This window comes from Actinomycetospora sp. 2LY8.5 (genome assembly GCF_057180585.1).
Map to the genome: position 1 here is coordinate 1 of NZ_JBXUHE010000046.1, position 22711 is coordinate 22711.

A 22711-nucleotide genomic window follows, 5' to 3' on the forward strand; every position below is an offset into this window, starting at 1 on the left:
CGCAGCTGCTCGGCCGCCTCCAGCGACGCCTCGGTGGCCTCGGCCGCGCGGGCGTTGGCCGCCGCGAGCGCGGCGACCGCCTCGGACACCCCGGGCGGCACGATCGGATCCGCCACCGCCGGCCCGGTGGCGAGGAGTGTGCCCACCAGCACCGTGACGACGCTCGCGCCCAGCGCGCGGGTGACGCGACGTCGGGAATCATCCACCGCGGCCACGGTCTCGTCGGGTCCTCTCTGCGCTGCCCGGCACGACCGAACCCCCGACCCGAGGGGCGGGCCTCACGCACCGCCCCCGCGCCGGACGCGTCGGCCCCCGACGGCCACGATCCGGAGCTCGCGGCGCGCCCGGCGCCCCGCGAGTGAGCGAACCCTACCGACGCGTAAGTCAGCACCCACACCGACCACCACCGAACGGCGGGCGCCCGGGCGGCCGCCGGCTCGGCACGCTGCCGGCGGCGGGCGCTCACCCGACATCCCGGGCACGCCGCGCGGCCGGGCGCTCCCGCGTCGGGGCCTCGGGTGTGGGCGGCACGAGCCGCAGCCGCGGGATCAGCCCGTGGTCGGCCAGGACCTCGAGCGCCCGCTGCTCGACGGGCCCGAACTCGAGGGGCAGCGGGCCGCCGGGCGCGGCGTCGGACGGGCGCACCCCGTCGCCGCCCGCCACCGGGACCGACGGCGTACCGAGGAGCACGCCGACCACGCAGTCGTGGCACGCCACGTCGCGGACGGTGCAGGTGTCGCAGTCGATCAGCACGAGAGTCTCCTCCGACTCGCTCCCCGGCCGGTCCGGGGTCCTGGCCCGCACGCTAGGAGCCACCCCCGACATCCAGCGGTGAGCACGACACCCTGCGCGACCTCGACGGCACCAAGATCACCGACGCACAAGGCCGCGAACGATGCACCAAGATCAACAATGAGGCGCGGGCAACACGCAAGAACACCCTCAAGGGACGGGCCGGCGAAGCAAGGAGTCGCATAGCGCTCCATCGACCAGCCCGTCCCAGCGCCACACTAAGCCCCGCCGAGCGGCTTGACCTCCGTTAGGAACTCAACGCCGCCGATCGCGACGGAAAGCCCAGGTCAGATGCGGGACAGCCGCGACAGCAGCACGCTCGACGGCACCGGGTGGGCGCCCTGGCGGCGCACCGAGTCGACGACGGCGCGATCCGAGGTGACCACGACCAGCGGGCGGCCCTCCGGTTCGGCGCCGACCAGGTGGCGGATGAGGTCGTCGGCGAGCACCCCGGGCTCGCTGAACAGCACCCGCACCCCGCGCACCGAGTGCGTCGGCACCCCCGTGATTCCCGCCCCGTCGAACACGAGCGTCGTCTCCGCGCCCGTCCGCGCCGTGAGCGGGGCGAGGGCGGCCACGAGCCGTTCGCGCTGCGCGGCGAGGGACAGCTCCGGCCAGCCCGTCTTGGTGACGTTGTAGCCGTCGACGACGAGGTGCACCTCGGGGAGGGCGAGCAGTCGGTCCAGCGCGGCGGGGTCGGTGACGCGCGCCTTCGGCGTCCTCTCGGACCCGGCACCGACCAGCTCGGCCGGTCGGGCTCCCGTGTCCCCGCCCCGCAGGCCGAGCTCCTGGCGCAGGCCCTCGGCAGCGCCCGCGACGGTGTCGACGAGCAGTGCGAGCCGGGCGTCGTCCGCACGTCGCGCCTCGACCGAGGCACGCCGGGCGTTCGCCAGGTCGTCCGCGGTGCGCCGGGCGCGGTCCTCGGCGGCCGCGGCGAGCTCGCGCTGACGGTCGCGGTCGCGGCGCAGCTCCTCGAGCTCGACGCGCAGCCCGCCGTCACCGGCCTCGCGGGCGGCGCGCAGCTCGGCCGCCTCGTCCTCGGCACGGCGGACGCGCGTGCCCTGCTCGCGCAGCCGGGCGCGGAGCTTGGCGATCTCGTCGCGGTTCTCCTCGGCCGCCGCGTCGACGGCGGCGCGGGCCTGGTCACGCTCGGAGGTCAGGCGGCGGACGTCGGCCTCGAGGCGGTCGGCGCGAGCGAGCGCGGCGTCCCGCTCGGCGCGCGCCCGCCCGGCGTCCGCACGCTCCCCGGCGTCGCGGACCAGCTCCGACCCCTCCTCGCGGCCCTCGAGCACGGCGACGGCCGCGGCGTGCACCGGGTCGGGCGCCGGTGGCCGCCAGTCCGTCGGGCGCTCCTCGGTCCACCAGTCGACGACGAGCCTGGCGAACCCCGTCGTGCTGCTCAGCGCGCCGAGCAGCGGCCCCGCGCCGGCCCGGGCGCGCTTGGCCGGCGCGAACCGGGCGACCGGACGGACCGGCGGCGGGAGCTCGGAGACGGGCAGGTTCCCGACGGCGACGGCGACCAGCTCGGCGACCTTCGCGCGCACCGTCTCCGGGGCGGCCTCGAGCAGCCGGACGCGGACCGCGGACCGGGCGGCGACGTCGTCGTCCTCCCCCGACTCCTCCGGCTCGACGCCGCCGTCCTCCATGACCGGTCAGGCTAGACCCGACGTCGGGCCCCGGGCGGACCGTCACCGCCCCCGCCCCGGCCCGTGCCCCCGGCCCCCGCGCACGGCGAGCGCGTGGCGTTACGGACGTTGAGTGTCTGCGACGCCACGCCGCTGACACGGGGACGACTGTCAGGGGGCGCTCGTAGCCTCCGCCGGCGATGGACGCCACAGCCCGTTCAGCCCGTCCGGTGACCGGTCCGGACCCTCAGCTCTCGTTCGGTGAGCTCGGCACGCCGCTGTCGGCGGTCACGTTCGTCGTGCTCGACCTGGAGACGACGGGCGGCCCGCCCGACTCGGACGCCATCACCGAGATCGGCGCGGTCAAGGTCCGTGGCGGGGAGGTCGTCGGCGAGTTCGCCACGCTCGTCGACCCGGGGGTCGCGGTGCCGCCGCAGATCGTGTCGCTCACCGGGATCACCACGGCGATGGTGCGCGACGCCCCGCGCCTGCCCGAGGTGCTCGGCGCGTTCCTGGAGTTCTGCGCGGGCGCGGTGCTCGTCGCCCACAACGCCCCGTTCGACGTCGGCCACCTCCGCGCGGCCTGCCGGCGCCACGGGCCGCCGTGGGCGCGCCCCGCGGTCGTGTGCACCGCGCGACTGGGCCGGCGCGTGCTCACCCGCGAGGAGGCGCCGTCGTGCCGGCTCTCGGCGCTGGCGACCCTCGTCCACGCGCGGACCCGCCCGATCCACCGCGCCCTCGACGACGCGAAGGCCACCGTCGACGTCCTGCACGGCCTGCTCGAGCGCGTCGGCGGGCACGGGGTCTCCACGCTCGAGGATCTCCTCGCGCTGCAGGTCGAGGTCAGCCCCGCCCAACGCGCCAAGCGGCATCTCGCCGACGCGGTCCCCGAGGAGCCCGGGGTGTACCTCTTCCGCGGACCCGGCGACGAGGTGCTCTACGTCGGCACCAGTCGCGACCTGCGCCGACGCGTGCGCTCCTACTTCACCGGCGGCGATAAGCGGGCGCGCACGAAGGAGATGATCGGCCTGGTCGAACGGGTCGACTGGGTGGTCTGCTCGAACGCCCTCGAGGCCGAGGTCCGCGAGCTGCGTCTGCTCTCGGGGCACGCACCCCGCTACAACCGGCGCTCCCGCTTCCCCCACCGCGGCTGGTGGGTCGCGCTCACCGACGAGCCGTTCCCGCGCCTGTCGGTGGTCCGCACGCCGCGCACCGACGCGGTCGGGCCGTTCGGGCGGCGCCCGGACGCGGTGCGCGCCGTCGAGGCGCTCCAGGACGCGCTGCCGCTGCGCCCGTGCACCCAGCGCATCCCGACCCGCGGCGCCTCCGGCACGCCGTGCGCCCTGCACGAGATGGGCCGCTGCGGCGCACCGTGCGCCGGGCACGTGGACGTCGAGGCCTACCGGCCCGTGGTCGCCGACGCCCGCGCGCTCGTCCGGGGCGCCGACGACGCCGGTCTGCGGAAGCTCTCGGCGGCGGTCGGTGCGCTCGCGGAGGCCGAGCGGTTCGAGGACGCCGCCGCCCATCGCGACCGTCTCGCCGACCTCGCCGCCGCGCTCGGGCGGGTGCAGCGGCTGTCGTCGGTGGCGGGGGCGCCCGAGATGATCGCCGCACGCCCCGACGGCGCCCGCGGGTGGGATCTCGCCGTCGTGCGCCACGGGCGCCTCGCCGCGGCCGGGCGCGCCAGGCGCGGGGTGCCGCCGATGCCGGTCGTCGAGGCCCTCGTCGCGTCGGCCGAGACGGTGATCCCCGGCGACGGGCCGCTGCGGGGCGCGCCGCCCGAGGAGGTCGCCGTGGTCACGCGCTGGCTCGAGCGCGCGGGAACGCGCATGGTGCGCACCACCACGCCGTGGGCCATGCCCGCCGCCGGCGCCGGGGCGTGGGCCGGGTGGGTGGCACGCGCCCGCGAGGCGCGCCGTGATCCCGTGGGGGCGCCCGGCGAACCGCCCTAGACTGCCCCGCACCCCCGAGCAACGAGGAGCGCCCGTGATCACGGCCTTCGTGCTGGTCCACGCCGACGCCGACCGCATCCCCGAGACCGCCCAGGCCATCGCCGACCTGGACGGCGTCGCCGAGGTCTACTCCTGCGCGGGCGACGTCGACCTCGTCGCGGTGGTCCGCGTCCGCGAGCACGAGCAGCTCGCCGACGCCATCGCCGGCGGTCTCTCGAAGGTGGCCGGCGTCAGGAGCACGACCACCCACATCGCCTTCCGCTCGTACTCCTCGCGGGACGACGCCTCGGCGTTCTCGGTCGGCCTGGACTAGAAAGTGGACGAGAACCTGGACGAGAACCTGGACGAGGAACGGCGACCGCGAGCCCGACGACGGGCCGGACGACGGCGCGACTCTCAGCCCTGCACGGAGCGGGCCACCGCCGACCAGCGCTCCAGCAGCGCGGTCGCCGCGCCCGAGTCGACGGCCTCGGCCGCCCGGCGCCGCCCGGCCGCCACGCCCGCGTGGAGGTCGGTCGTCGCCGCCCCGGTGACGGCCTCCTCGTAGGCCGCGAGCGCCGCGCCGGCGTTGAGCAGCACCGCGTCGCGGACGGGCCCGCGCTCGCCCGCGAACACCGCCCGGGCCACGGCCGCGTTGTGCGCGGCGTCGCCGCCGCGCAGGTCGCCCGGCCCGGACACGGGGACACCCAGCGCCGCGGGATCGAGGGTCTCGACGCGCACCCCGCCCGGGCCCGCGTGCCAGACGGTGGTGGTCGTGGCGGTGGTGACCTCGTCGAGCCCGTCGTCGCCGCGCACCACCACCGCACGGTCCCCCCGCGCGGCGAGGACCTCGGCGAGGATCGGCGCGAACCGCACGTCGGCGCACCCGATGAGCGCCGCGCCCGGGCGCGCCGGGTTGGTCAGCGGCCCGAGCAGGTTGAACGCGGTGGGCACGCCGAGCTGCCCGCGCACGGGGCCCGCGTGGCGCATCGCCGGGTGGAACACCTGGGCGAAGCAGAACCCGATGCCGACCTCGTCCACGCAGCGCGCGACGGCGTCGGGACCGAGGTCGACCGGCACGCCGAGCGCCTCGAGGACGTCCACCGACCCGCTCTGGGACGACGCCGCCCGCCCGCCGTGCTTGACCACCCGCGCGCCCGCCGCGGCCATCACCACGGCGGACATCGTCGAGATGTTGACCGTGTGCGCGCCGTCGCCGCCGGTGCCGACGATGTCCACGACGGGCCCCGGCACGTCGACCCGGCGCGCGTGGGCGAGCATCGCCGTCGCGAGCCCGGCGACCTCGGGGGCCGTCTCCCCCTTCGCGCGCAGCGCCACGACGAACCCGGCCACCTGCGCGGGCGACGCCTCCCCGGACATCACCTGGTCCATCGCCCACTCGGTGTCGTCCGCGGCGAGATCCTGGCCCGCGAGCAGCCGGCCGATGAGTCCGGGCCAGCTCGGAGCCCCGGCCGGGCCGGTCACCCGCGGACGGCCGGGCTCGTGCGCTCGCGCAGGACGGTGGCGACGGTCTCCGCCGCCGTCACCGGGTCGAGCGGCTGCACCAGGACGGCGTCGGCCTGTGACCACGTCGCGAGCCAGTGGTCGTCGCGGCGGCGCACGACGACGATCACCGGCGGCGGGTCGTCGCTCTCGTTCTTGAGCTGGCGGCAGACGCCCATCCCGCCGGTCGGCTGCGCCTCGCCGTCCAGCACGGCGAGGTCGATCTCGCCCGCGTCGGCGGCGCCCAGCACGTCGGCGACGTGGGCGGCCTCGACGAAGCGCAGACGCGGGAGATCGGGCGCCGGACGGCGCCCGACGGCCCCCGCGATCGCCTCGCGGATCTCCGGTCGGTGGCTCATCACGACGACCGTGAGCGTCGACCCCGGTGCCGTCATCGCGCGCTGCGCTCCGTGTCCTGCATGCGCCGGATGCTAGCGGGCGGCACGCACCGTCACGACCACCTGGCGACGAGCGCGAAGACCGTACGACGGTCCGACGTACGACGACGGGTAGGAGAACCCGCAGGTGAGAGGCGGTGCAGGTCGGCGCGGGTCCCGGGCCCGTCACGGGACCGGCCGCGGGGCGACACGTCCGGGCCTCGCCCCGACGGGCTGGTGTCGGCCCGAGGTGTCATCATGTCGCCCGTGACGACCGCCCAGGGTGCGCCCGCGCCTTCCTTCAGCGCGAGGATTCACTCCCTCAACCGGCCCAACGTCGTGAGCGTGGGGACCATCATCTGGCTCTCCAGCGAGCTGATGTTCTTCGCCGGGCTGTTCGCCATGTACTTCGTCGCGCGGGCGAACGCGACCGAGGGCTGGCCTCCACACCCGACCGAGCTCGACGTGCCGTACGCGCTCGTCAACACGATCATCCTGGTGGCCTCGTCGTTCACCTGTCAGTACGGCGTGTTCGCGGCCGAGCGCGGCGACGTGTTCGGACTGCGGCGCTGGTACGCCATCACGTTCGCGATGGGCACGATCTTCGTGCTGGGCCAGGTGTTCGAGTACTACACGCTGGTCACCGCGCACGAGACGACGATCTCCAGCAGCTCGTACGGCTCGGTCTTCTACATCACGACCGGGTTCCACGCCCTGCACGTCACGGGCGGCCTGATCGCGTTCGTCCTGCTCATAGCCCGGACCTTCCTCAGTCGGTTCACGCCGGCGCAGGCCACCGCCGCGATCGTCGTCTCGTACTACTGGCACTTCGTGGACGTCGTCTGGATCGGCCTGTTCGCCGTCATCTACTTCATCCGCTGATCGATGGCCGCGCCCCCGCACGAACCACCACGCGACCGCCAGGACCACCACCCACGGCGAGGAGAGCTCGAGGTTGGGCACCCGATGAGTGACGAGAAGCCGCGCCCCGCCCGCACGCGGGCGGAGGAGACGGGTCGAGCTCCCCTCGCGGCGCGCTCCCCTGAACGCTCTGTCTCCCGGCGCGGGTCGAGGATGCGCCGGCGCCTGTCCGGGCTGCTCGCCCTGGGCGTGGCCCTGGTCGCCGTCGGCGGCCTCTACACGGTGTTCACCCCGGAGCCCGACCAGGCGCTCGCGGCGGACCCGGCCATCGTGCGCGAGGGCCAGCAGATCTACGACAACTCCTGCATCACCTGCCACGGCAGCAACCTGCAGGGCGTCCAGGGCCGCGGCCCCAGCCTCGTCGGCGTCGGCGAGGCCTCGGTCTTCTACCAGGTCTCCACCGGCCGGATGCCGCTCGCCGCCCAGGGCGCGGCCGCGGAGCGCAAGCCCCCGCGGTACGACGAGGCCCAGACCGACGCGCTCGGCGCGTTCATCCAGGCCAACGGCGGCGGCCCGGTGCTGCCCGAGGAGCGCGGCGAGGCCCTGCGCGGCGAGGAGCTCGGCCGCGGCGGCGAGCTGTTCCGTCTCAACTGCGCCTCCTGCCACAACTTCACCGGCCGCGGCGGCGCCCTGTCGCAGGGCAAGTTCGCGCCGAACCTCGACCCGGCGAACGAGGAGCAGATCTACGCGGCGATGCTGTCGGGGCCGGCGAACATGCCCACGTTCGCCGACTCGCAGCTCTCCCCCGAGGAGAAGCGCGACATCATCGGCTACATCAAGTCGGTGTCGAGCAACAACACCGGCGCGAACCCGGGCGGCAACGGTCTCGGCGGATTCGGCCCGGTGCCCGAGGGCATCGTGGCGTTCTTCGTCGGCCTCGCCGCCCTCGTCGGTATCTCCCTCTGGATCGGAAGCCGCCAGTGAGCACGCGCCCCGCCGACTCCCAGTCGGCGTCCCAGCACTCGGACGCCTCGCCGCGCATCCCGTCGGACGACGAGCTCGCGCAGATGAGCACCGACGACCTCGTCCGTCTGGGCAACCAGATCGACGACATCGAGGTCGTCTCGTCCCGCGAGCGCTTCCCGGTCCCCGGCACGCGCGCCGAGAAGCGCGCCGAGCGCCAGGTCGCCGGATGGTTCATCCTCGCGCTGATCTCCGGGATCGCGTTCCTCGTCGCGTTCATCGCGTGGCCGTGGGAGTACCGCTCTCCCACCGAGGAGGGCGCCTGGGTCTACGCGCTCTACACACCGATCATCGGCATCACGTTCGGCCTGTCCGTGTTCGCCGTGGGCATGGGCGTCATCGCCTACTCGAAGAAGCTGCTGCCCGAGGACCTGACGATCCAGCAGCGCCACGACGGGCGTTCGCCGGAGATCGACCGCCGCACCGCCGCGGCGCGCTTCGTCCAGACCGGGCAGCAGAGCGGGCTCTCGCGCCGCAAGCTCATCTACCGCTCGATGGGTGCGGCCGGCGGCGTGCTGGGCCTCGGCGTCCTCGTCGCCGCGTTCGGCGGTCTGGTCAAGAACCCGTGGAAGGAGGGGCCGAACTCGCCGCTCCTCGTCACGGACTGGAAGTCGAAGAACGGCGAGCGCGTCTACGTCCGCAAGTTCAACGGCAACGCGCGGGACGTCGTGCTGGTGCGCGCAGGAGACCTCGAGCCCGGCGCGATGGAGACGGTCTTCCCGTTCCATGCCGACGAGGTCCGCGACCCGGCCGTCCTGGAGGAGTTCCTGCGGGCGGGTACGACCGGCAACGAGGTCGTCCTGCGCGAGGAGGAGCTCGTCGACCCCGAGCACGTCGCCGAGGCCGTCCGCTCCGCCGACTCTCCGGTCATGCTCATCCGCCTCCGGCCCAACGTCGCGGTGATCAAGCGCGCAGGCCAGGAGGACTTCAACTACGGCACGCTGTTCGCCTACTCGAAGATCTGCAGCCACATGGGGTGCCCCACGTCGCTGTACGAGGACCAGACGAACCGCATCCTGTGCCCCTGCCACCAGTCGCAGTTCCAGGCCAACGAGTACGCCAAGCCCGTGTTCGGTCCGGCGACCCGTCCACTGGCGCAACTGCCCATCGCGGTGGACGATCAGGGGTACCTGTACGCACGCAGCGACTTCATCGAACCGGTGGGTCCGGCGTTCTGGGAGCGCAACTCATGAGCTCGATCACCACGCCCACGCGCAAGGGTGGCGGCCTGGCGATGAAGCTCGCCGGCACCGTCGCCGACGAGGTCGACAGCCGCGTCCACCCCGCCGGCGGGATCCGTCGGCAGATCAACAAGGTCTTCCCGACGCACTGGTCTTTCATGCTCGGCGAAGTCGCGATGTACAGCTTCATCGTGCTGCTGATCTCGGGCACCTGGCTGGCCATCTTCTACGACCCGTCCATGGCCGAGACCACCTACGAGGGTGTCTACCCCGGCCTCCGCGGCGTCACGGTGTCGATGGCCTACGAGTCCACCGTCAACATCTCGATGGACGTGCGCGGTGGCCTGTTCATCCGCCAGGTCCACCACTGGGCGGCGCTGCTGTTCGTCGCCGCGATGATCGCGCACATGATGCGGACGTTCTTCACCGGAGCGTTCCGCCGCCCGCGCGAGACCAACTGGGTGCTGGGCGTCGTCCTGCTGCTCACCGGCATGATCGAGGGCTTCCTCGGCTACTCGCTGCCCGACGACCTGCTCTCCGGCACGGGCCTGCGCACCGGCCTCTCGGCGATCGTCATGTCGATCCCGGTGATCGGTACCTGGCTGCACTGGGCGATCCTCGGCGGCGAGTTCCCGGGGCACATCATCATCCCGCGCCTCTACATCGTCCACGTGTTCCTGCTGCCCGGGATCATCACGGCGGTCATCGCGGTCCACGTCGCGCTCGTGTGGTTCCAGAAGCACACGCAGTTCCCCGGGCCCGGCCGCACCGAGCGCAACGTGGTCGGCGTCCGCATCCTCCCGACGTTCGCCACGAAGGCGGGCGGCTTCATGGTCGTCTCGGTCGGCGCGATGGCGATGATGTCGGGCATGTTCCAGATCAACCCGATCTGGAAGCTCGGCCCGTACGACCCGACGCAGGTCTCCGCCGGGTCCCAGCCCGACTGGTACATGGCGGTGTTCGACGGCGCGGTCCGGTTGTGGCCGTCGTGGGAGATGTACCTGTTCGGTCGGTACACGATCCCGGCGATCTTCTTCCCGGCCGTGATCGGGATGGGCATCCTCACCACCCTGCTGGCGCTCTACCCGCTGATCGAGCGCAAGCTGACCGGCGACGACGCCCACCACAACCTGCTGCAGCGTCCGCGCGACGTGCCCGTCCGCACGGCCACCGGCATGATGGCCATGACGTTCTACTTCTGGCTGCTCCTGGCCTGCGGCAACGACATCTTCGCGTACACGTTCGACATCTCCCTGAACGTGATGACCTGGATCGGGCGCATCGGCCTGCTCGTCCTGCCGCCGATCGTGTACTTCGCGACCTACCGGATCTGCCTGGGCCTCCAGCGCAGCGACCGCGAGGTGCTCGAGCACGGCATCGAGACCGGGCACATCAAGCGCCTGCCGCACGGCGAGTTCATCGAGGTGCACCAGCCCCTCGGCGGCGTCGACGAGCACGGCCACGCCATCCCGCTCGAGTACCAGGGCGCCAAGGTGCCCAAGCGGATGAACGACCTCGGTTCGGCCGGCCGGCCCCTCAAGGGCGGCTGGTTCCGTCCCGACCCGCCCGAGGAGCAGGACGCTCTCGGCCACGGCGGCTCGGACCCGCTCCAGGTGGAGCCGAGCGAGAGCCGCGAGCTCGCGGGCCGTCCGGACGCCGGGCGCCCGCGCGACATCCAGGAGTAGGCGCTCGGCACGACCCACGGCGGGCCGGGAGCGTCACCGCGACGCTCCCGGCCCGTCGTCGTTTCCCGGGTCCTCCCCGCCCCCGCTACCCCGCTGCCCCTGCTGGCCCCTGCTGCCCCCGAAGTGCGAGCGATGCGGCATCGCTGGCATGTGACGCCAGGATCGCCACACCCTCGCTCGCGCGACACGCCGCCGGAGGCGCCGGCTGACGCCCGGGGTGATGCCAGCGTGGCGGCCACGCCGGCCTGAACGTCAGGGACTCCGCCGGGCTCGGAACGGTGGCTCGCGGCGCCGGGTCTCGCCCAGCTTCGCCGGGGCCCCGGAGTGCGACGGGCGCCTGAGCGAACCTCGGGGCGCTGGAGATCGTCAGAGCGTGGCCCGGTGCCGGCGGTGACGCCAGGCCGCCGCTCGCGCATGATCAGGAGCGCGTCTGTACCCGTCGGCGACCTTCGAGGTGCATGGCGTCACCCTCGGTCTCCTGCCCGTCGAGGGGTGCCGGCGACCAGGAGGTCGAGGGTCACCTCGGAGACGGTCGCCGCGGGGTCCTTCCGCCTGCTGATCACGACCGCGCCCACGCCTCGTGCACGAGAGGCACGTTCGGCGAACTCCTCGATCACGCGCAGAGTGCCACTCGCGCAGGACCGCGCCCGCCCTTCACCCCCGGCGATGACACGAACGCGCCGTTCGCTGCTTCTAGGCGAGCGAACGGCGCCTTCGCTCCGACCGACGGCTGCGCCCGGCGCCGCTCCGACGCCCGGCGCCGCTCCGACGCGCGGAGCCGGGGCCCGGCGCCCGGGGCCGCGGGTGGCTCAGCGGCGAGGCGTCAGTGCGCCTCGGGGCCCGCGTGGTACTCGAAGACGAGGCCGCAGATGGCGATGATCAGGCCGATGCCGGCGAGGACGATCAGCCACCACTGCCACAGGGCGATCCCGAGGCCGGTCATGGCGGTGCCGCCGGCGACGGCGATCGGCCAGTAGCTGCCCGGGCTGAAGAAGCCCAGGTCGCCGGCGCCGTCGGAGACCTCGGCCTCCGGGTTGTCCTCGGGGCGTTCCTCGAGGCGGCGCGCCACGAAGCGGAAGTACGTCCCGATGATCAGGGTGAGGCCGCCGGTCAGCGTCAGGGCGACGATCCCCACCTCTTCCCCCGAGAGGACCCCGTAGACGATCGCGCAGACGAAGCAGAAGACGGTGAGGATCTCGAAGATGCGGGATTCGACTCTCATCGGGTCCTCACTTGACGGCGATCTGCGAGGTCGGGCTCTGGTCGAACGGCTGCGTCGTGATCGCCTGCGGGTTGCACAGCTCGCCGCAGTTGAGGGCAGCCAGGGCGTCCGGGGTGGTGTATCCCTGCCCCGTCTGCGGGTTGACCTGCCCGCGCAGGCGCAGGAACTGGTCGAACTGTGCCGGCGGCAGGGCACGGACCTCGAAGTTCATCATCGAGTGGTACGCGCCGCAGAACTCCGCGCACCGGCCGACGAAGGCTCCGGGGCGTTCGATCATCTCGATGACCCAGGTGTTCTTCTGGTCGTTCTCCGCCGGGTTCGGGATGACGTCGCGCTTGAACAGGAACTCCGGCACCCAGAACGAGTGGATGACGTCCTGCGACTCCTGGGTGAACGCGATCGGCCGGTCGGTGGGCAGCACGAGGATCGGCACCTGGGTGGTGGTGCCGACGACACCGATCGGTTCACCGTTCGGTCCTGGTGTCTCGGGATAGCTGAACTCCCAGTTCCACTGGAACCCGACGACGTCGATCTGCAGCTCGTCGCCCGAGGCGTTCCGGTCGACCACGTTCTGCACGACGACGGTGAAGTAGAAGAGCACCGCGACAATGATCAGCGGCAGGACCGTGAGCACCAGCTCGAGCGGCAGGTTGTACTGGAACTGCCGGGGCAGGTCCGACTCGCCGGCCTTCTTCCGGTGGAACGCGACGGTCCAGGCCGTCGCCCCCCAGACGAGGACGCCGACGATGAGCGCGGCGACCGCGGCCCAGGTCCACAGGGTGCGCATCTGCGCGGCCTCGGGCGTCACTCCGACGGGCCAGCCGAAGCGCAGCACCTCGTCGAGCGAGCAGCCGGAGGTGGTCACGGCCACGGCGACGGCCGCGACGGCCAGGCCCACGGCCCGGCGCGCGCGACCGGAGCGGCTCCGGACCGGCGTCCCATCTCGGCGCACTGCTGGCTGCCTTCCTTCTCGGGCGGTGCCCCCACGTCCGCGCTGGTCATACAGCCCGGCGCCGGCGTGGTGAGCGGCCCGGCGAACCCGGGCCCCGACGTCGGTGCGGAGACTAGCCGAGCCAGCCACTACGCGCTGTCGGAGGGGCGCGGCGGGTCGCCCATTCCCACGGCACGCCGCGCAGCGGAGCTGCCGCGCCGGAGGCGGATCACCACGGCACGCCGCGCAGCGGGGGCTGCCGCGCCGGAGGCGGACGACCGTGGCGGAGGGCGCGCCCGGATCGATCCCGTGCGGTCGTCATACTGGGCCGACCCGGCTGCGCCCGGGAGCCAGTCGGTATCAAGGCGACCCCGGAACCGGAGGTGTCAGCGGACGCGTGTGCGGCCTGATGGGATTGATCACGTCCGACGGCGGGGCCCCGGCCCGCGCCGAGGCGGTGCGCGAGAGCCTCACGTGCATGCGCCACCGTGGTCCGGACGAGTCCGGCGAGTGGCACGACGACGATGTGGTGCTCGGCTTCAACCGGCTGTCCATCATCGACGTCGAGGGCTCGCACCAGCCCCTGACCTACGCGAGCGACCGGTACCGGATCGTCTTCAACGGCGAGATCTACAACTACCTCGAACTGCGCGAGGAGCTCGCCCGCGACCACGGCGTCCGGTTCGCCACCGAGGGCGACACCGAGGCCATCGTCGCCGCCTACGACGTGTGGGGCCAGGACGCCGTGCGCCGGCTGCGGGGCATGTTCGCGTTCCTCGTCTGGGACTCCCACGAGCGCGTCCTGTTCGGCGCCCGCGACCCGTTCGGCATCAAGCCCCTCTTCGTCGCCGCCGGCCCCCACGGCGTGGCGTTCGCGAGCGAGAAGAAGAGCCTCCTCGAGCTGGCCACGGCGTTCGGCGAACCCACCACCGCGCCCGACCCGACCGCGCTGCAGCACTACCTGCAGCTGCAGTACGTCCCCGAGCCGCTGACGCTGCACCGGTCCGTCCGCCGCGTAGAGTCCGGGACGAGCTTCACGGTGGTCCCCGGCGAGCCGATGACCGCCGACCGCTACTTCGTCCCGCAGTTCGACGTGAAGCCGGTCGACGACGAGGTCCGCCTGCACGCCGAGATCACCGAGGTGCTGCGCGACTCGGTCGCCAAGCACATGCGCGCCGACGTCACCGTCGGCGCGTTCCTCTCCGGCGGCGTCGACTCGACGGCCATCGCCACGCTCGCCCGCGAGCACAACCCGGACCTCGTCACCTTCACCACCGGCTTCGAGCGCGAGGGCTACTCCGAGGTCGACGTCGCCCGCGAGTCGGCCGAGGCGATCGGGGTGCGGCACGTCGTCCGCGAGGTCACAGCCCAGGAGATGATGGACGCGCTGCCGCTCATCGTCTGGTATCTCGACGACCCGGTGGCCGATCCCGCGCTCGTCCCCCTGTGGTTCGTGGCGCGCGAGGCCCGCAAGCACGTCAAGGTCGTCCTCTCCGGCGAGGGCGCCGACGAGCTCTTCGGCGGCTACACGATCTACAGGGAGCCACTGTCCCTCGCGCCGTTCGAGAAGCTCCCCGGCGCCGTGCGCAAGCTCGCCGGCGCGCTCTCGAACCGACTGCCCGACGGCATGCGCGGCAAGGACCTGCTGCGCCGCGGCGCGCTCCCCCTCGAGGAGCGGTACTACGGCAACGCCCGCATCTTCCGCAACGACCAGCTCGCGGCGGTCCTGCGCGGCCACGACCCGGGCCTGTCGCACGTGGACGTCACCGCCCCGCTGTACGCGGACTCGGGCACGTGGGACCCGGTGGCGCGGATGCAGCACGTCGACCTGTTCACGTGGCTGCGCGGCGACATCCTCGTCAAGGCCGACAAGATGACGATGGCCAACTCGCTCGAGCTGCGCGTGCCGTTCCTCGACCGCGAGGTGTTCGAGGTCGCGTCGCACCTGCCGACCGAGCAGAAGCTCGCGCACGGCACCACGAAGTACGCGCTGCGGCGGGCGATCGACGGCATCGTGCCCCCGCACGTGCTGAACCGCCGCAAGCTCGGGTTCCCCGTGCCGATCCGCTACTGGCTCGCGCACGACATGCTCGACTGGGCGCGGCAGATCGTCCGCGACTCGCAGACCGACGCGATCCTCGACAAGGCGGCCGTCCTGCGGCTCATCGACGAGCACCGGGCGGCCCACGCAGCCCCGCATCGTTCTCTGGGCGGGAGCTGGACCGCGGGAAGCAGCCCCGTCGACCACTCGCGCCGCATCTGGACACTGCTCGTGTTCATGCTCTGGCACGGCATCTTCGTCGAGCAGCGCATCCGCCCGGAGATCCCGGAGCCCAACTACCCGGTGTATGCGTGAACGTGCGCCACGCAACGGTGCGGTCCCGGTCGCGCTGAGTTTCGCCTAGGGTCGATCGCCGGTCATGGGTCCGGCTCCGCTTCGCTGCGCGTCCCGGGTCCGAAGGACGTAGCGATGCGAGAGGTAGGCATGGACGTACTGGGGATCGGCAACGCCATCGTCGACGTGCTGTTCCGCACGGACGACGACACCATCCGTGCGCACGAGCTGCCCAAGGGCGGCATGACGCTCATCGACGAGGCCCAGGCCGAGAAGCTCTACACCGAGGCCGGCGACACGACGGAGCGCTCGGGCGGCAGCGTCGCCAACGCCATCGCCATCGCCGCGGCGCTCGGCGCCGACGCCGGCTACGTCGGCAAGGTCTCGAACGACCGGCTCGGCACCTCGTTCACCGAGTCCATCCGCTCGCACGGCGTGCACTTCACCACGCCGGCGCTGTCGGGCAGCCCGGCGACCGCCCGCTGCCTGGTCATGGTCACGCCCGACGGCGAGCGGACCATGAGCACGTTCCTCGGTGCCTGCACCGCGCTCGCCCCCGACGACATCGAGCAGGACGACGTCGCGGGCAGCCGGGTCAGCCTCATCGAGGGCTACCTCGCCGACACCGAGCAGGCGCGCGCCACGATCGGCAAGATCGTCGACGCCGCCTCGAAGAGCGAGGCCCGAGTGGGCCTGACACTGTCGGACGCCGGCTGCGTCGAGCGCCACCGCGAGTACTTCCGCGAGCTGCTGCGCGAGAACGTCGAGATCCTCATCGCCGACGAGGACGAGGTCGCGGCGCTGCTCGGCACCGAGGAGGTCACCTCGCTGCTGCGCGGCCACGGCGGCAACGCCGAGGTCGTCGTCGTCACCCACGGGCCCAAGGGCTCGACGGTGTACGACGCGAACGGCACCGTCGAGAAGGTCGGGATCCGCGACGCCGACGAGGTCGTCGACACCACCGGCGCGGGCGACGCCTACGCCGGCGGCTTCCTCTACGGCTGGACCCGCGGGCTCGACCACGCGACCTCCGGGCGGATCGGCGCGGTCGCCGCGTCCCATGTCGTCGCCCAGCTGGGCGCCCAGCCGCCGGAGAACCTGCGTGCGAAGGTCGCGCAGGAGGTCTCGGGTCTGTAAGTACTCCGGACAGACCACGGCCCCGGACCTCAGGAGGTCCGGGGCCGTGTGTCGTCAGCGGGCGATCAGTTGAAGCTGTCGCCGCAGGCGCACGATCCGCCCGCGTTGGGGTTGTCGATCGTGAAGCCCTGCTTCTCGATGGTGTCGACGAAGTCGATGACCGCGCCCTGCAGGTACGGGGCGCTCATGCGGTCGACCGCGACGGTCAGGCCGTTGAAGTCGCGCTCGAGGTCGCCGTCCAGGCTGCGGTCGTCGAAAAACAGCTGGTAGCGCAGGCCGGCGCAGCCGCCCGGCTGCACGGCGATGCGCAGCGACATGTCGTTGCGGCCCTCCTGGTCGAGCAGGGCCTTCGCCTTCCCGGCCGCCTGGTCGGTCAGCTCGACACCGTGGGGCTTGGTCTCGGCCTCGGTCGGCGCGGCGGGGTTCTCGACGGTCATGGTTCTCCCTTGAGCTCCCGGGACGCAGTGCACTCACCCGGCACAACTCGTCGCGGTGCCGTGTATTCCCGCGAGACCGGTGTACCCGACCCGCGGCCCGTCCCCCATGCTCGCACACCACGCGCGGTGCTTCATGCGAGCGCGCTCACCCCGCCTCACCCCGCCTCACCCCGGAGGCCTGTTTCCCCACCGTCGGGCGACACCCTCGGCCAGGTCCGCCAGGCGGGCGGCGGGCTCGGCGAGCGCGGCCTCGACGGAGCCGACGTCGGCCGCCACCGAGTAGGCGCCGTCCAGCCCGGCCTCGATCGCCTCGCCGGTGGACATGTCGACCTGCCCGGCCAGTGCGATACACGGCACGCCGTGCTCGCGGGCCCGCGCGGCGACGACCGAGACGAGCTTGCCGTGCAGCGACTGCCCGTCGAGACGTCCCTCGCCGGTGACGACGAGGTCCGCCCGGTCCATCGCCGCGTCCAGCCCGGCGACGTCGCGGACGAGCTCTCCGCCGGGCACGCGGGTCGCGCCCAGGGCAGCGAGCGCCGCGCCCAGCCCGCCCGCCGCGCCCGCCCCGGGCTGCGCCGCGAGACCGGGGAGCCCGCACTCCTCCCCCAGCACGCCGCCCCAGGTGGCCAGGGCTGCATCGAGCGCGGCGACGGTGTCGTCGTCGGCGCCCTTCTGGGGCCCGAACACCGCCGCGGCGCCCTCGGGTCCGGTCAGGACGTGGTCGACGTCGGCGGCGACGACCAGCTCGACGCCCGCCAGGCGTTCCCGGACCCCGGGCAGCCCCACCAGCCGGGCCACCGCCGCCAGCGCACCGCCGCCGTCGGGCAGCGGGGCGCCGTGGTCGTCGAGGGGGTCGGCGCCGAGCGCGGAGAGCATCCCGGCACCGCCGTCGGTGCTGGCCGAGCCGCCGAGACCGACGACCACGCGGGTCGGCTTCCCCACCACCGCCGCGGCCACCAGCTCGCCGACGCCCCGGCTCGTCGCGGAGGCCGCGGACTCCGGGGTGCGTTCGGGCACCAGGTGCAGCCCGCACGCCGACGCCGACTCGACGTACGCGGTTCTGATGGCCGAGCTCCGCTCCCCTCTCGGTGTGCCGTGCTGACCTGCGTCTCCCGGCTCGTCGAGCTCCAGCCACGTCGCGGTCGTCGGTTCTCCGAGTGGGCCCGTCACCTCGACGTCGTGACGGGTGCCGCCGCGCGCCGTGTGCAGGACCTCCACGAAGCCGGTGCCGCCGTCGGCGAGGGGCAGCAGCACGGTCGTGTCGGCCGGGTGCGTGCGCGCCCAGCCCTCCGCCATCGCCGTGGCGGCCTCGGCGGCGGTGAGGCTGCCGCCGAAGGAGTCGGGGGCGAGCAGTACGCGCATGCCGATCACGGTAGGGGGTAGCCGCGGGAGACGAAGCGCAGCGGAGCTCGACCGTCGACGAGGTGTCCTATCCTGGGCGGCGTGAAGTTCTTGCGCCGCGGCACCGCCTCCTCCGAGTCCTCCGACGCCCCCGCGACGGACGAGACCGAGGACCGCGAGAGCGTCGTGGTCGGCGAGCGGGTGCGCTCGCAGACCGCGGGCAAGGGCCGCCCGACGCCGTCGCGCCGGGACGCGGAGGGCAAGAAGCGCGGTCCCGTGGCGCCGGCGCCGAAGACGCAGCGCGAGGCGATCAAGCGCGCGCGCTCCATGCGCGGCAGCAAGGAGGAACGCCGCGCCGCCTCCGCCGACCGCCGCAAGCGCATGATGGCCGGCGACGACAAGGTGCTCATGCCCCGCGACCGCGGACCCGCCCGGGCCTACGCGCGCGACCTCGTCGACGCCCGGCGCAACCTCATGGGCCTGTTCATGCCCCTCGCGGTGGTCATCTTCGTCACCGTGATCGTCCCGGTCCCCGCCGTGCAGACCGCGGGCAGCCTGATCTGCCTGATCATGCTCGTGATGATGGCCCTCGAGGGCGTGCTGCTCGGCCGTCACGTCGTCTCGAAGGTGCGCGCGAAGTTCCCGGACGAGCAGGTCGGCGGCCTGTCGTACGGCTGGTACGCCTTCACCCGCGCCACCCAGATCCGCAAGCTGCGGATGCCGGCGCCCCGGGTCGCGCGCGGCACCCCGGTCGACTAGAGGGTGGACCGATCTCCCGCGTCCTCGTCCTCGGCGGCACGCGCTCCGGCAAGTCCACCTACGCCGAGGCCCTGCTCGACACCGACGCACCCGCCCTCTACGTGGCCACCGCGCGCGGCGTCGACCCCGCCGCCGACCCCGAGTGGGCCGATCGCATCGCGGTCCACCGCGCCCGCCGCCCCGCCGCGTGGCGCACTGCCGAGGACGCCGACGTCCCCGCGGTCCTCGGGACGGCGCCGACCGACCCGGTGCTCGTCGACGACCTCGCCACCTGGGTGACCGGCCTGCTCGACGACGCCGGCTGGGCGCGCGACGCGCCGTCGGTCTCGGCCGCCCGCAAGGAGCTCGTCGCGGCCGTCGCGGGCTTCACCGGGACGCTCGTGCTCGTGTCCGCCGAGGTCGGGCTCGGCGTCGTGCCCTCGACGAGCGCGGGGCGCCGCTTCCGCGACGAGCTCGGCGCCCTCAACCAGGAGCTCGCCGCGGTGTGTGACGAGGTGTGGCTCCTGGTGGCCGGGGTGCCGCTGCGACTGCGGTGAGGTCTCTGGATACCGTCGTCGGCGTGCAGCCCGCGACCTCGACCGCCCCGTCGAACGCCGTGGCGCCCCCCGACGAGACCGCCCGCCGGGAGGCGCTGTCGGCGCTGTCCGGCGGCAGCTACGGGCGTCTCGAGGAGCTCGCCGCGTGGCTCGGCGCCTGTCAGGGCCGGGCGCCCGCCCGCGCGCCGCGGCGGGTGCGCGCGGTGCTGTTCGCCGCCGACCACGGGATCGCCGCCGCCGGCGTGTCCGCCCACGCGCCCACCGACACCGCGGCGCGGGTCGCGGCTGCCCGCGACGGCTCCGCGCCGGTCTGCCGCTTCGCCGAGACGGCGGGGGCCGGGCTGCGGGTCGTCGACGTGGGCCTCGCCGCGCCCGCGACCGGAGACGCCCGCGACGACCGTGCGGTCGTGCGGGGCGGCGGTCGGCTCGACCGCGAGGACGTGCTGACCGAGGAGCAGGCCGCCGCCGCGGTCCGCGCGGGCCGGGAAGTGGCCGACGAGGAGGTCGACGAGGGCGCCGACCTGCTGGTCGCGGGCGAGCTGGCGGTCGGCGTCAGCACCCCGACGGCCGTGCTCGCGGCGGCGATGACGGGGCGCGAGCCGGTGGCCGTGGTGGGGCGCGGCAGCGGGATCGACGACCGCGTGTGGATGGTGAAGGCCGCCGCGGTCCGCGACGGGCTGTGGCGCGCCCGGTCGGTCCAGCGCGACCCGCAGGGGCTCCTGCGCCTCGCCGGCGGGGCCGACCTCGCCGCGCTCGTGGGCTTCCTCGCCCAAGCCGCCCGCCGGCGCACTCCCGTGCTGCTCGACGGCGCCGCGACGGCGGTGGCCGCGCTGCTCGCCGACACCGGGGCGCCCGGCGCGCGGGCGTGGTGGGTCGCCGGGTCGCGGTGCACCGAGCCGGCCCAGGCCCTCGCGCTCGACGTGCTCGGCCTCGAGCCGCTGCTCGACCTGCAGATGCGCGCCGGGCAGGGCACGGGTGCGCTCACGGCGGTCGGGCTGGTGCGCGCGGCCGTCGCCGCCACGCCCTGATGCTGCGCGCCGGCGTCGCCCTCGCGATCGCCATGTTCACCGTCGCGCCGGTCCGGGCCTCGCGGATCGACCGGCGGGCGGCGGCTGTGGCGGTGGCCGTGGTGCCGCTGGTCGGCGTGGTGCTGGGCGCGCTCCTCGGGGCGGCCGCGACGGGTCTCGTCGCCCTCGGGGCGCCCGGTCTGCTCGGGGGCCTCGTCGCCGTCGGGCTCGGTGCCCTGGCCACCCGGGGCCTGCACCTCGACGGGCTCGCCGATCTCGCCGACGGCCTCGGCAGCCACGGCAGCCACGGCAGCGCCGCCCGCACGCTCGCGGTGATGCGCGATCCCGGCACCGGCGCGTTCGCGGTGATCTGGCTGGTCGTCGTGCTCGGCGCGCAGGCCACGGCGTTCGGGGCGCTCGCGGAGCGGGGGTTCGTCACGGCGGTGGTCGGCGGCGCGCTGGCCCTGGGCCTCGGGCGCGCGGCCTTCGGGTGGATCGCCCGCCGCGGGGTGCCGGCGGCGTCACCCGACGGCTTCGGCGCCCTCGTCGCGGGGACCCAGCCGGCGTGGGTGGCGCCCGCGTGGGCCCTGGTGCTCGCGGCAGGCGCGTTCCCGGTGCTGGGCTCGCGCGCGCCGGCGGCGGCCGTGCTCGCCGGGATCGTCGTCGTGCTCGTGGCCGCCCACGCCCGCCGGCGCCTCGGCGGCGTCTCCGGCGACGTCTTCGGCGCCTGCGCGGAGCTCGCCGCGACCGCCGCCCTGTTCGTCCTCGCCACCGTCTGAGCAGCGAACGTGGCGTTCGCTGCGTCTATGCGCACGTTCGGCGCGCTCGCAGCAGGAACCGCGAGCGCGCCGTCGTGATCAACGGGGACATCGCGCGCCTAGAAGCAGCGAACAGCGCGTTCGCTGCCCCAAGAGCGCGAACTCAGGCCAGCTTCGTCATCCACCCGCGCGGGTCCGGGGCCGCGCCGCGCTGGATGGCGGTGAGGCGGTCGCGCAGGCGGTGGGTGATCGGGCCGGGCGTGCCGTCGCCGATGTCGTAGCCGCCGCCCTCGTGCTTCACCGTGCCGACCGGCGTGATCACCGCCGCGGTGCCGCACGCGAACACCTCGGTGAGGTGGCCCGCGGCGACCTCCTTCTCCATCTCGTCGGTGGAGATCCGACGTTCGGTGACCGTGGCGCCCTCCTCCTGCGCGAGCTCGAGCAGCGACCGGCGCGTCACGCCGGGCAGCAGCGAGCCGGACAGCTCGGGGGTGACCACCTCGACCGCGCCGGACGAGTCGGTGAACACGAAGAAGAGGTTCATCCCCCCCATCTCCTCGATCCACCGGTGCTCGAAGCCGTCGAGCCACACCACCTGGTCGCAGCCCTGCGCCGACGCCTGGGCCTGCGCGGCGAGCGACGCCGCGTAGTTGCCGCCGCACTTCGCCTCGCCGGTGCCGCCGGGCACCGCACGCACGTAGTCGGTGGACAGCCACACGGTGACCGGGGCGAGACCGCGCGGGAAGTACGCGCCCGCCGGGGAGGCGATGAGGAGGTAGAGGTACTCCTCGCTCGGCCGCACCCCCAGGCCCGACGACGACCCGAACATGAACGGCCGCAGGTACAGCGAGTCCTCGCCGCCCGCCGCCGGCACCCAGCGGTGGTCGACCGCGATGAGTTCGCGCAGCGAGTCCAGGAACAGGTCCTCGGGCAGCGGGGGCATGGCCAGCCGCTCGGCCGACCGGGCCATCCGGGCCCCGTTGGCCGCCGGGCGGAACGCGTGCACCGAGTCGTCGGCCCAGCGGTAGGCCTTGAGCCCCTCGAAGATCGTCTGGCTGTAGTGCAGGACGACCGCGGCGGGGTCCATCGACAGCGGCTGGTACGGGCCCACGGTGGCGTCGTGCCAGCCGCGCGCGGCGTCCCAGGAGATCGTGACCATGTGGTCGGTGAAGAACTTCCCGAACCCGGGCGCGGTGAGTACCTCCGCCACACGCTCCGCGGACGCCGGGGCGGGGTGCGGAGTGTGGGCGAAGGTCGTGCTCATGACGTC

General features: G+C 74.0%; 22 protein-coding genes. 12 read left to right on the forward strand and 10 right to left on the reverse strand.

What is annotated here, in order from left to right; translation table 11 throughout:
- The 3 genes from AC2A1K_RS30605 to AC2A1K_RS30615 form a co-directional block, all read right to left on the reverse strand.
- Window positions 1-206 (reverse strand): hypothetical protein (locus AC2A1K_RS30605; RefSeq protein ID WP_483900129.1); only part of this gene is annotated, 206 nt, incomplete at its 3' end.
- Window positions 207-462: 256 nt separating this feature from the next.
- The gene (locus tag AC2A1K_RS30610) at window positions 463-753 is read right to left on the reverse strand and encodes a hypothetical protein (RefSeq protein WP_483900130.1); all 291 of its coding nucleotides are present in this window, start codon (window positions 751-753) and stop codon (window positions 463-465) included.
- Window positions 754-1079: 326 nt separating this feature from the next.
- Window positions 1080-2438 carry an NYN domain-containing protein gene (locus AC2A1K_RS30615; protein WP_483900131.1) on the reverse strand — a complete coding sequence of 453 codons (1359 nt, stop codon included), beginning with the start codon at window positions 2436-2438 and terminating at the stop codon, window positions 1080-1082.
- Between the two features lie 179 nt (window positions 2439-2617).
- Between AC2A1K_RS30615 and AC2A1K_RS30620 the strand changes: the two genes are divergently transcribed.
- Window positions 2618-4369 carry a DEDD exonuclease domain-containing protein gene (locus AC2A1K_RS30620; RefSeq protein WP_483900132.1) on the forward strand — a complete coding sequence of 584 codons (1752 nt, stop codon included), beginning with the start codon at window positions 2618-2620 and terminating at the stop codon, window positions 4367-4369.
- 34 nt (window positions 4370-4403) lie between these two features.
- The gene (locus AC2A1K_RS30625) at window positions 4404-4682 is read left to right on the forward strand and encodes an Lrp/AsnC family transcriptional regulator (RefSeq protein WP_483900133.1); all 279 of its coding nucleotides are present in this window, start codon (window positions 4404-4406) and stop codon (window positions 4680-4682) included.
- Between the two features lie 83 nt (window positions 4683-4765).
- Here AC2A1K_RS30625 and trpD read toward each other — a convergent pair whose 3' ends face one another.
- A complete protein-coding gene (trpD, locus tag AC2A1K_RS30630; RefSeq protein WP_483900134.1) occupies window positions 4766-5833 on the reverse strand; it encodes an anthranilate phosphoribosyltransferase in 1068 nt (355 codons plus the stop codon).
- The gene (locus AC2A1K_RS30635; RefSeq protein WP_483900135.1) at window positions 5830-6246 is read right to left on the reverse strand and encodes a response regulator; all 417 of its coding nucleotides are present in this window, start codon (window positions 6244-6246) and stop codon (window positions 5830-5832) included. The genes trpD and AC2A1K_RS30635 overlap by 4 nt, the downstream gene beginning before the upstream one ends.
- A 240-nt stretch (window positions 6247-6486) precedes the next feature.
- Between AC2A1K_RS30635 and ctaE the strand changes: the two genes are divergently transcribed.
- The 4 genes from ctaE to qcrB all read left to right on the forward strand — a co-directional run bounded on the left by ctaE (window position 6487) and on the right by qcrB (window position 10978).
- Window positions 6487-7110 (forward strand): aa3-type cytochrome oxidase subunit III, encoded by a 624-nt coding sequence (gene ctaE, locus AC2A1K_RS30640; RefSeq protein WP_483900136.1) that lies wholly within the window; start codon window positions 6487-6489, stop codon window positions 7108-7110.
- A gap of 192 nt (window positions 7111-7302) precedes the next feature.
- Window positions 7303-8073: a cytochrome bc1 complex diheme cytochrome c subunit gene (gene qcrC, locus AC2A1K_RS30645; protein WP_483900169.1), complete on the forward strand. Its 771-nt coding sequence runs from the start codon at window positions 7303-7305 to the stop codon at window positions 8071-8073.
- Window positions 8070-9305: a cytochrome bc1 complex Rieske iron-sulfur subunit gene (gene qcrA / locus AC2A1K_RS30650; protein ID WP_483900137.1), complete on the forward strand. Its 1236-nt coding sequence runs from the start codon at window positions 8070-8072 to the stop codon at window positions 9303-9305. Before qcrC ends, qcrA begins: the two co-directional genes overlap by 4 nt.
- Window positions 9302-10978: a cytochrome bc1 complex cytochrome b subunit gene (qcrB, locus tag AC2A1K_RS30655; RefSeq protein WP_483900138.1), complete on the forward strand. Its 1677-nt coding sequence runs from the start codon at window positions 9302-9304 to the stop codon at window positions 10976-10978. Before qcrA ends, qcrB begins: the two co-directional genes overlap by 4 nt.
- Before the next feature lie 823 nt (window positions 10979-11801).
- On the opposite strand, the gene AC2A1K_RS30660 is transcribed toward qcrB, so the two are convergent.
- Both AC2A1K_RS30660 and ctaC read right to left on the reverse strand, forming a co-directional pair.
- Complete coding sequence (locus AC2A1K_RS30660) at window positions 11802-12200, reverse strand: cytochrome c oxidase subunit 4 (RefSeq protein ID WP_483900139.1); 399 nt, start codon at window positions 12198-12200, stop codon at window positions 11802-11804.
- 7 nt (window positions 12201-12207) lie between these two features.
- Window positions 12208-13152: an aa3-type cytochrome oxidase subunit II gene (gene ctaC, locus AC2A1K_RS30665; protein WP_483900140.1), complete on the reverse strand. Its 945-nt coding sequence runs from the start codon at window positions 13150-13152 to the stop codon at window positions 12208-12210.
- Between the two features lie 376 nt (window positions 13153-13528).
- Between ctaC and asnB the strand changes: the two genes are divergently transcribed.
- Together asnB and AC2A1K_RS30675 are read left to right on the forward strand one after the other, a co-directional pair.
- The gene (gene asnB / locus AC2A1K_RS30670; RefSeq protein ID WP_483900141.1) at window positions 13529-15487 is read left to right on the forward strand and encodes an asparagine synthase (glutamine-hydrolyzing); all 1959 of its coding nucleotides are present in this window, start codon (window positions 13529-13531) and stop codon (window positions 15485-15487) included.
- A 129-nt stretch (window positions 15488-15616) separates the two neighbouring features.
- The gene (locus AC2A1K_RS30675; protein ID WP_483900142.1) at window positions 15617-16603 is read left to right on the forward strand and encodes an adenosine kinase; all 987 of its coding nucleotides are present in this window, start codon (window positions 15617-15619) and stop codon (window positions 16601-16603) included.
- Window positions 16604-16668: 65 nt separating this feature from the next.
- Here the strand turns inward: AC2A1K_RS30675 and AC2A1K_RS30680 are convergent, their stop codons facing one another.
- Entirely contained in the window at window positions 16669-17040 is a 372-nt protein-coding gene (locus AC2A1K_RS30680; protein ID WP_483900143.1) for a HesB/IscA family protein, read from the reverse strand.
- Between the two features lie 165 nt (window positions 17041-17205).
- Window positions 17206-18402 carry a glycerate kinase family protein gene (locus AC2A1K_RS30685; RefSeq protein ID WP_483900144.1) on the reverse strand — a complete coding sequence of 399 codons (1197 nt, stop codon included), beginning with the start codon at window positions 18400-18402 and terminating at the stop codon, window positions 17206-17208.
- A gap of 81 nt (window positions 18403-18483) precedes the next feature.
- On the opposite strand from AC2A1K_RS30685, the gene AC2A1K_RS30690 reads away from it, so the two are divergent.
- The 4 genes from AC2A1K_RS30690 to AC2A1K_RS30705 are packed head-to-tail and all read left to right on the forward strand — an operon-like array spanning window position 18484 to window position 21462.
- The gene (locus AC2A1K_RS30690; RefSeq protein WP_483900145.1) at window positions 18484-19140 is read left to right on the forward strand and encodes a DUF3043 domain-containing protein; all 657 of its coding nucleotides are present in this window, start codon (window positions 18484-18486) and stop codon (window positions 19138-19140) included.
- A gap of 11 nt (window positions 19141-19151) precedes the next feature.
- Window positions 19152-19676: a bifunctional adenosylcobinamide kinase/adenosylcobinamide-phosphate guanylyltransferase gene (gene cobU / locus AC2A1K_RS30695; protein WP_483900170.1), complete on the forward strand. Its 525-nt coding sequence runs from the start codon at window positions 19152-19154 to the stop codon at window positions 19674-19676.
- Window positions 19677-19699: 23 nt separating this feature from the next.
- Window positions 19700-20704 carry a nicotinate-nucleotide--dimethylbenzimidazole phosphoribosyltransferase gene (locus AC2A1K_RS30700; protein WP_483900146.1) on the forward strand — a complete coding sequence of 335 codons (1005 nt, stop codon included), beginning with the start codon at window positions 19700-19702 and terminating at the stop codon, window positions 20702-20704.
- Window positions 20704-21462: an adenosylcobinamide-GDP ribazoletransferase gene (locus tag AC2A1K_RS30705; protein WP_483900147.1), complete on the forward strand. Its 759-nt coding sequence runs from the start codon at window positions 20704-20706 to the stop codon at window positions 21460-21462. Before AC2A1K_RS30700 ends, AC2A1K_RS30705 begins: the two co-directional genes overlap by 1 nt.
- Window positions 21463-21604: 142 nt before the next feature.
- Here the strand turns inward: AC2A1K_RS30705 and AC2A1K_RS30710 are convergent, their stop codons facing one another.
- The gene (locus tag AC2A1K_RS30710) at window positions 21605-22705 is read right to left on the reverse strand and encodes a branched-chain amino acid aminotransferase (RefSeq protein ID WP_483900148.1); all 1101 of its coding nucleotides are present in this window, start codon (window positions 22703-22705) and stop codon (window positions 21605-21607) included.
- Between the last annotated feature and the right edge of the window lie 6 nt (window positions 22706-22711).